The 6032-nt window shown below is 37.8% G+C and carries 9 protein-coding genes; 2 read left to right on the top strand and 7 right to left on the bottom strand.

Annotation, left to right across the window (positions count from 1 at the left end):
• Positions 1-68 precede the first annotated feature (68 nt).
• Positions 69-824 carry an MBL fold metallo-hydrolase gene (locus COJ96_RS03700; protein WP_098571639.1) on the bottom strand — a complete coding sequence of 252 codons (756 nt, stop codon included), beginning with the start codon at positions 822-824 and terminating at the stop codon, positions 69-71.
• 156 nt (positions 825-980) lie between these two features.
• On the opposite strand from COJ96_RS03700, the gene COJ96_RS03695 reads away from it, so the two are divergent.
• On the top strand, positions 981-1397 hold the full coding sequence (locus COJ96_RS03695) for an Lrp/AsnC family transcriptional regulator (protein WP_098571638.1): 417 nt from the start codon (positions 981-983) through the stop codon (positions 1395-1397).
• Between the two features lie 240 nt (positions 1398-1637).
• Here the strand turns inward: COJ96_RS03695 and COJ96_RS03690 are convergent, their stop codons facing one another.
• The 3 genes from COJ96_RS03690 to COJ96_RS03680 all read right to left on the bottom strand — a co-directional run bounded on the left by COJ96_RS03690 (position 1638) and on the right by COJ96_RS03680 (position 3579).
• Positions 1638-2117, bottom strand: coding sequence for a PAS domain-containing protein (locus tag COJ96_RS03690; RefSeq protein WP_098571637.1), 480 nt, complete (start codon positions 2115-2117; stop codon positions 1638-1640).
• Between the two features lie 271 nt (positions 2118-2388).
• The gene (locus COJ96_RS03685; RefSeq protein ID WP_098571636.1) at positions 2389-3006 is read right to left on the bottom strand and encodes an NAD(P)-dependent oxidoreductase; all 618 of its coding nucleotides are present in this window, start codon (positions 3004-3006) and stop codon (positions 2389-2391) included.
• Between the two features lie 126 nt (positions 3007-3132).
• On the bottom strand, positions 3133-3579 hold the full coding sequence (locus tag COJ96_RS03680; protein WP_251459680.1) for a hypothetical protein: 447 nt from the start codon (positions 3577-3579) through the stop codon (positions 3133-3135).
• Here COJ96_RS03680 and COJ96_RS03675 point away from each other — a divergent pair.
• Complete coding sequence (locus COJ96_RS03675) at positions 3554-3793, top strand: TetR-like C-terminal domain-containing protein (RefSeq protein ID WP_098571635.1); 240 nt, start codon at positions 3554-3556, stop codon at positions 3791-3793. The two genes, COJ96_RS03680 and COJ96_RS03675, sit on opposite strands and share 26 nt — an antisense overlap.
• A 110-nt stretch (positions 3794-3903) precedes the next feature.
• On the opposite strand, the gene COJ96_RS03670 is transcribed toward COJ96_RS03675, so the two are convergent.
• Genes COJ96_RS03670 through COJ96_RS03660 form a run of 3 tightly spaced genes read right to left on the bottom strand, consistent with a single transcriptional unit; the run spans position 3904 to position 6017 of the window.
• A complete protein-coding gene (locus tag COJ96_RS03670) occupies positions 3904-4215 on the bottom strand; it encodes a heme oxygenase (RefSeq protein ID WP_098571634.1) in 312 nt (103 codons plus the stop codon).
• 12 nt (positions 4216-4227) lie between these two features.
• Positions 4228-4932: an ABC transporter ATP-binding protein gene (locus tag COJ96_RS03665; RefSeq protein ID WP_098571633.1), complete on the bottom strand. Its 705-nt coding sequence runs from the start codon at positions 4930-4932 to the stop codon at positions 4228-4230.
• Positions 4932-6017 (bottom strand): ABC transporter permease, encoded by a 1086-nt coding sequence (locus tag COJ96_RS03660; protein WP_098571632.1) that lies wholly within the window; start codon positions 6015-6017, stop codon positions 4932-4934. Before COJ96_RS03660 ends, COJ96_RS03665 begins: the two co-directional genes overlap by 1 nt.
• Between the last annotated feature and the right edge of the window lie 15 nt (positions 6018-6032).

Here is a 6032-nt window from a genome sequence, read left to right as displayed (position 1 = left end):
TGAGTTAATCGACAGTCTCATTTCTCCGCTTATTTTTTAAACCATGCTGATTCTCTCATCTTTCACTATCAATTCCCTATTATTTCCCCATTTTCAGGTACTAAAATTTTATCCTCTAAGTGGTTCTGTCGTATATAGTCCCTTACCTCTTCTCGCTTTAATAAGCAGTGATTCCAAGATTCCATATGGGAAATGATGAGACGAGTATGTGGTGATGTTTTTGTTATTTTTTCAATATCGGCAAATCCCATTGTGATTGGCTGTCCTTCCAAGAAACGGGCTTCTCCCGCAAAAACAATTGCGGAATGAGGAGAAAAATGTTTAAAGTAGTGTTCAATATCCGAATTCCATACACTGTCTCCAATAATATATAAAGTTGGCTCATCCTTTGCCCTTAAAATAAATCCAGAAACGGGCCCCATTGCATCCGCAAGTTGATCATGGCCGTGTCTTCCTTCTGTTCGAATTAGCTCAATCCCCTGCCAAATCAATTCCTTACTTATTGCTATTGTCTGTTCAAATCCTTTTTCTTTCATTAATAACTCATCTGCCGGCTGACAAAATAACGGTAAATTCTTAGGTAAATATGAAATAGCCCGGTCATCCAAATGATCACGGTGCGAGTGTGTAACAATAATAGCATCAATATCTACTAGTCTCTCGAGGTCAACTGGCAGTGAAGATAAGGGGTTGTTTAGATGCTGGTTAGGGGCATTAGGAACAGGTGCAAGTGTTCCTTGCTCGCTAAACATAGGGTCTAAAAGGAATTTTAGACCTTTATATGAAATAAGATGTGTTGCATGGCGTATTAATTGAATTTGCATAGATTTTTCCTCCTCGTAGGTTTGTTCTCTAAATTATTGTATTCCTTCCACAATCTTACTAACAGTATTTGGTGAAAGGGATAACTGAACTTTTATTTCAGCATGAAAAAGATTTAGCTATAATAAAAGTGGGAATAAATACTCTTTTGAGGGGGAATGGGTATGGATGAAATCGACTTTCAAATTCTCAAATTATTAAAAGAAAACTCTCGTAGACAATGGAAGGAAATTGGAGAGTTGATACATATGACAGGCCAGGCGGTCGGCAATAGAATTCGCAGGATGGAAGAGGAAGGAATTATTGAGCAGTACACCATTTCAGTTAATGAATTAAAGATTGGAAAGAGTATTCAGCCATTTATTATGGTCTTTTTAAAATCCAACCGTCATCTTGAATTTCAAAATTACCTAAAGGAAAATTCAGATATAACAGAAGTCCACCGTATAAGTGGTGAAGGCTGCTATATGATTAAAGCCAGCATTTCAGATCAAGTGGCTTTAAATAAGACACTTGATGATATACTCAAATATGCTAACTACCGAATTAATATTTCGATTGGAAAAATAAAATAAAAGACGAATAGTGGAGTCTTTAATTCGCTCTGTATTTAAACAGCGGTTTAGGCCTATAGGTAAAAAACTGCCCCTTAAACAAGTGTGTGATGAACCGTATTAAATTGAGGAAAAAGTTGGAGGGGAATAATTGTTCTATTGTTTTACATAGGTAACACCCAATACTTCTATCATAAAGAAAAACACATTGAATGGGGGATTCAATGTGTTTTTCAACAGCTTCTTAAATGAAAAGGTTTTTTACTCAGGCTTAACAGCTATAAATTCCTCAATAGTTTCAGGGGTGTTTTTCCCTTCTTTTCCTTGGAAAAGGTCGATATTAACGGTCACATCCATACAGCCAAGGTATGTTCCATCTTTATCACGTACCGCCATAAATTTTTGGTAAATTTGGCCCTTTTCTTCACCAGAGCGTTTTGGAAACCAAAATTCCCATTCGTCGCGTGCTCCTGAGCGAAAATCATTCAACAATTTTTCAACGTGATGATCCACTTTTGGGTGAAGCTCAAGCACAGGGCGACCAATTGCTTCTTTACGACGACCATGGACACGGTTTGGATTATTTGAATACCAGCGGAAAATATCGTTAGCATCGCAAAAACCCATTTCAAATGGTAAAAGGTTGATAATTGAATCCAGAGTGCTTGCTTTAATTGCACCAGTTTCAAAATTAATAACAGCTTCAGGACTAATTAATTCAGACAATTTATTTTCAGACATATAAAACCCTCCTATATACAATCTCCGGTTATGAGAAGAATAAAATAGTACAAATATTAGCGAGGGCAAGATCGGCTACTTCTAGGTGATTATTATCTAACCCCATTAATAATGATAGCATTATTAATGGGAGACAAATGTGATTTATTACACAGTGCCTGTCAACAACTGCAATTGTTCAATTAATTGACAATAATTAGAGATTATAGGTTTTTTTGTGGGCACTTCGGACAAGGGAATTGATTAGCAAACAACTAGTGGAAGCTACACTTTATTTTGCTATACCGATAGATAAGTTTTCGTATTGTTTATCGCTTAATGCCTTTACAATAAAATGTGCTACATCAGCGCGTGGAATCGTTCTTGATTTAGCTGGTACGCCCGTTTCTGATTCCCTGTACTTTCCTGTTAGGGCATCATTCGTTAATCCCATTGGTCTAATGATTGTGAAATTCAATCCATGAGTTTTAATATAATCAACGGCATTGCGATGATCCGCCAGAGGATTTTTTAACATTTTCATAACTAATTTCCCGCTAATCCCTGGAATTTCTTTGTTAATTCCTGCGGATGCTGTATAGACGATTCGTTTGACATTCTGTGCCTGCATTCCAGCTACAATATTTTTCGTCATCTCTTCAAGCTCCGTTGATTTTTTCATCGCTTGATTTGAACCTAAACATGACACGACGGCATCATGCCCTGCAATCGCTGCAGCGACTTCTTCTTTATTGAAGGCATCGCCCTGCACAATATGTAACTGCTCATGTGCCAATTCTATCTTTGATGGGGTGCGTACAAATGCAGTTACCTCACCCCCTTTTTCTAACGCTTGCTTCACGACATATTGGCCCACTCCGCCAGTTGCACCAAATACAATAATTTTCATAACGCTCCTCCTTTTTTCTACTTACAGTAAAACATCCACAAGGGGAAATTCTCTTTAGACCGTTACTCTTTATCTAACCAAAAGGTTACTTTGCAACTAAGGCAAAATAACCCTTTGTTTTTTTATTTAGCTTTCCTGCCCACGTACTGGTTTGAAAGTAGATAGCAGGTAAATAATTAAGCCTGCAATACCAATTCCTAAAATCGTGTTGAATGAACCACCAGTATAAAAGCCGCTGCCGAAGTAGAAAATCTCCCGTAACCCTTCAGATGCAAAGCGAAGGGGGACCCATGGACGAATAAAGTTTACGAAGAAGCTTGGAAGCATTTCTTGCGGTGTCATAAGAACACCCATACCTAATAGCATCACCACCATGAATAACGTAATGGCTGGTTTACCAATCCACGCTGTAATGGCTGATACCAATAAGAAGAAACAGAATGCAGCGAACGATACGAAGAATGCCACTAGTAAATAACTTGGCATATTAATCCCAGCTAGTGAAGCAAGTGTTGCAACAGTAAAGCCTGAGAATAGTGCAATAATAATGCCGAATAATACTTGGCCGCCCATTAGAGATGCATTTACAGAAAAGGTGCGTTTTAATTTAGAGAAAAATGAGAACTTCGATGGAAAGTTAAAAGCCCCAATGGAATACTTTTTGTCCTTTATTACGTCTGCTTTTTTAGGATTAATTGAACAATGGATTCAAAATGGCTTAGATAAAACTCCTCAAGAAATGACCAGCCTATATATTGAAATTATTTCCTTTATTCAAAAGAGATAAAGTCGTAGAGGCTAAACAAGATATCTTTATAATAATCTTGTTTAGCCTGCTGATTTTATTTAGATTTCAAGGTATTTGACCAAAAGGTTACAAAAAATATGGTCAAGTAGTTATTCTAAAGTGGAGGCAACCTCAGAGATAATGATGTCACTTCCCAAGATAGGCGAATCTTCAACAGTGTTAGAGGGACTTTTATGGGCTTCTTTGAAGGCATCGCTATTTTTCCATTGGGTAAAGTCTTCCATCGTGTTCCAATACATATTTACATTCAGCTCATCATATTCTGAAAGATTTTTAGTAATTAATACTTCGACTTTGACAAAACCCGGCATGGTTTGTAAGGCTCCTGGTCTTGTGAACATTGGAGCCATTTTTGCAGCAAAACCTAATTTTGTTTTAATTCTGTTTGTTACGATGATCATTTTTTATTCCTCCTATTTATCATTTGCAACTTTTTTTTGAAATTCGGACTGCATCAGTTTACCATCTTCCATTCGATACACTTTGTCACAGTATTCCAACATTCGTTCGTCATGAGTTACCATAATGGCGGCCTTATTTCTAGATTTGACCTCTCTTGAGATAAGCTGCACGACCTCATGGGCTCGTTGTGTATCAAGACTTGCTGTTGGTTCATCTGCCAAGATAATCGAAGGATCATTCATCAAGGCACGAGCAATAGCCGTTCGCTGACGTTCTCCACCGGATAAATGTTCTGGAAATTTCTTGATTTTCGATTCTAACCCCAGATGTTGAAGTAACTCTTTGGCATTTTCTTTATCTTTATTTGTCACTTTACCCGCCATTTTTTTTACAACCAGTAATTGGTCGAGAACATTTAAGTAGGGCACAAGATTGCTAGTTTGTAAGATGAATCCTATTTCTTCTAGGCGTACTTTTGATAAATCTTTCGCTTTTAAATCCCCGATTACTTTTCCATTTAGGGTTACCTCTCCTTCAGAGGCTTGCAGTAAGGCCCCTGCGATAGAGAGAAACGTACTTTTCCCAGAGCCTGAGGGACCAACGACGGCAATAAATTCTCCTTGGCTGACGGAAAGGGAAACATCACTAAGCGCAACCACTTGATTTTCCCCTTGCTGATAAACCTTAGATACATGATTAAACGTTATTCCTGACATTACTCTATCCTCCCAATCGCTTGAAGTGGATCTATTTTTGTAATTTTACGGATGGAAATCAATGAACTTAATATGGATATCACGAGCAATAAAATAGCATAAATGACAACAAGCTTAATATCTAGTGTAAACGGCATTCCCTCTGGGAGAATGAGTGCGGTTCCATAGCTTAAGAGTATTCCAACAACGATACTAGTAAGTGAAAGTAAAAATACTTGTGATACGATCGCTTTCCCTAAGAATCCATTACTTGCACCAATTGCTTTTAAAATGCCAAATTGATTGGACTTCTGCAAGGTAAGTACATAAAAGAAGACAGCTAGTACAAAGGCAGAGATGGCTAAAAGGAAGGCAAGCATCATCATAATTGTCCCGTTTTCCTCTTTGTATCCAGGCATGCCTTGGATGGCGTCAGCCTTTGTGACGATTTCCGTATTATCGAAAACATCATTTAATTTCTGCGGATCAATATTTTCTCCCTGAAGCATAATCCCATTTACTGGATTCTTAATGCCATTATCAGCACCAGGTGCTGCAAATTGAATCGAGCGCCATTTATCTAGTGTGGTAAAAATAGCAGGTAAATGATTATACGTTTCATTTTCTACAAATCCGATAATTTCCATTTCCTCTAATGACCCTTCGATGGTGAGCGTATCCCCAATTTTAAAGCCCTTGTCCTTTAGGGTGTCATTAGCGATAACTCCTAGGGATTTATCCTTATTAAGAGGATTTCCTTCAATTATAGTTGGTTCTAAAAAACTCCCAGGAGTGATGCCTAGTATCGTAATATCTACTTTTTCACTTTCATTGGAAGGAGTTGTTTTTAAAACGGTAGCCATTGTGGCCCCCATCGGTGCTGCTGATGTAACATAATCTTGCTTTTCTAGTTCGTCCACAAGTGATTCAGGTATTAGTGAACGGCTCATAGAGGATCTGGAACCTTCTTCAAAAGTAACGTAGTCAGCTTTCATATTTTTAAATGTGGCAGCACTAAGGGTGGATAGTCCGTTTCCTAGACCTGAAAGAATAAAGACTATATAGGAAAAGGAAACCCCATAACAAGGTTTCCTTGGATGTAGCATTACTTATAGAGGGAG

Source organism: Bacillus sp. AFS073361, from assembly GCF_002567005.1.
Taxonomy (GTDB): domain Bacteria; phylum Bacillota; class Bacilli; order Bacillales; family Cytobacillaceae; genus Neobacillus.
Note: the sequence above shows the minus strand (reverse complement) of the source record. Positions and strands in the feature narration are given on the sequence as shown.

Excerpts from the sequence above, each read along its gene's own strand:
- COJ96_RS03700 (WP_098571639.1), bottom strand. The coding sequence starts at position 824 with ATGCAAATTCAATTAATACGCCATGCAACACATCTTATTTCATATAAA.
- COJ96_RS03695 (WP_098571638.1), top strand. The coding sequence starts at position 981 with ATGGGTATGGATGAAATCGACTTTCAAATTCTCAAATTATTAAAAGAA.
- COJ96_RS03690 (WP_098571637.1), bottom strand. The coding sequence starts at position 2,117 with ATGTCTGAAAATAAATTGTCTGAATTAATTAGTCCTGAAGCTGTTATT.
- COJ96_RS03685 (WP_098571636.1), bottom strand. The coding sequence starts at position 3,006 with ATGAAAATTATTGTATTTGGTGCAACTGGCGGAGTGGGCCAATATGTC.
- COJ96_RS03675 (WP_098571635.1), top strand. The coding sequence starts at position 3,554 with ATGCCGAATAATACTTGGCCGCCCATTAGAGATGCATTTACAGAAAAG.
- COJ96_RS03680 (WP_251459680.1), bottom strand. The coding sequence starts at position 3,579 with ATGGGCGGCCAAGTATTATTCGGCATTATTATTGCACTATTCTCAGGC.
- COJ96_RS03670 (WP_098571634.1), bottom strand. The coding sequence starts at position 4,215 with ATGATCATCGTAACAAACAGAATTAAAACAAAATTAGGTTTTGCTGCA.
- COJ96_RS03665 (WP_098571633.1), bottom strand. The coding sequence starts at position 4,932 with ATGTCAGGAATAACGTTTAATCATGTATCTAAGGTTTATCAGCAAGGG.
- COJ96_RS03660 (WP_098571632.1), bottom strand. The coding sequence starts at position 6,017 with ATGCTACATCCAAGGAAACCTTGTTATGGGGTTTCCTTTTCCTATATA.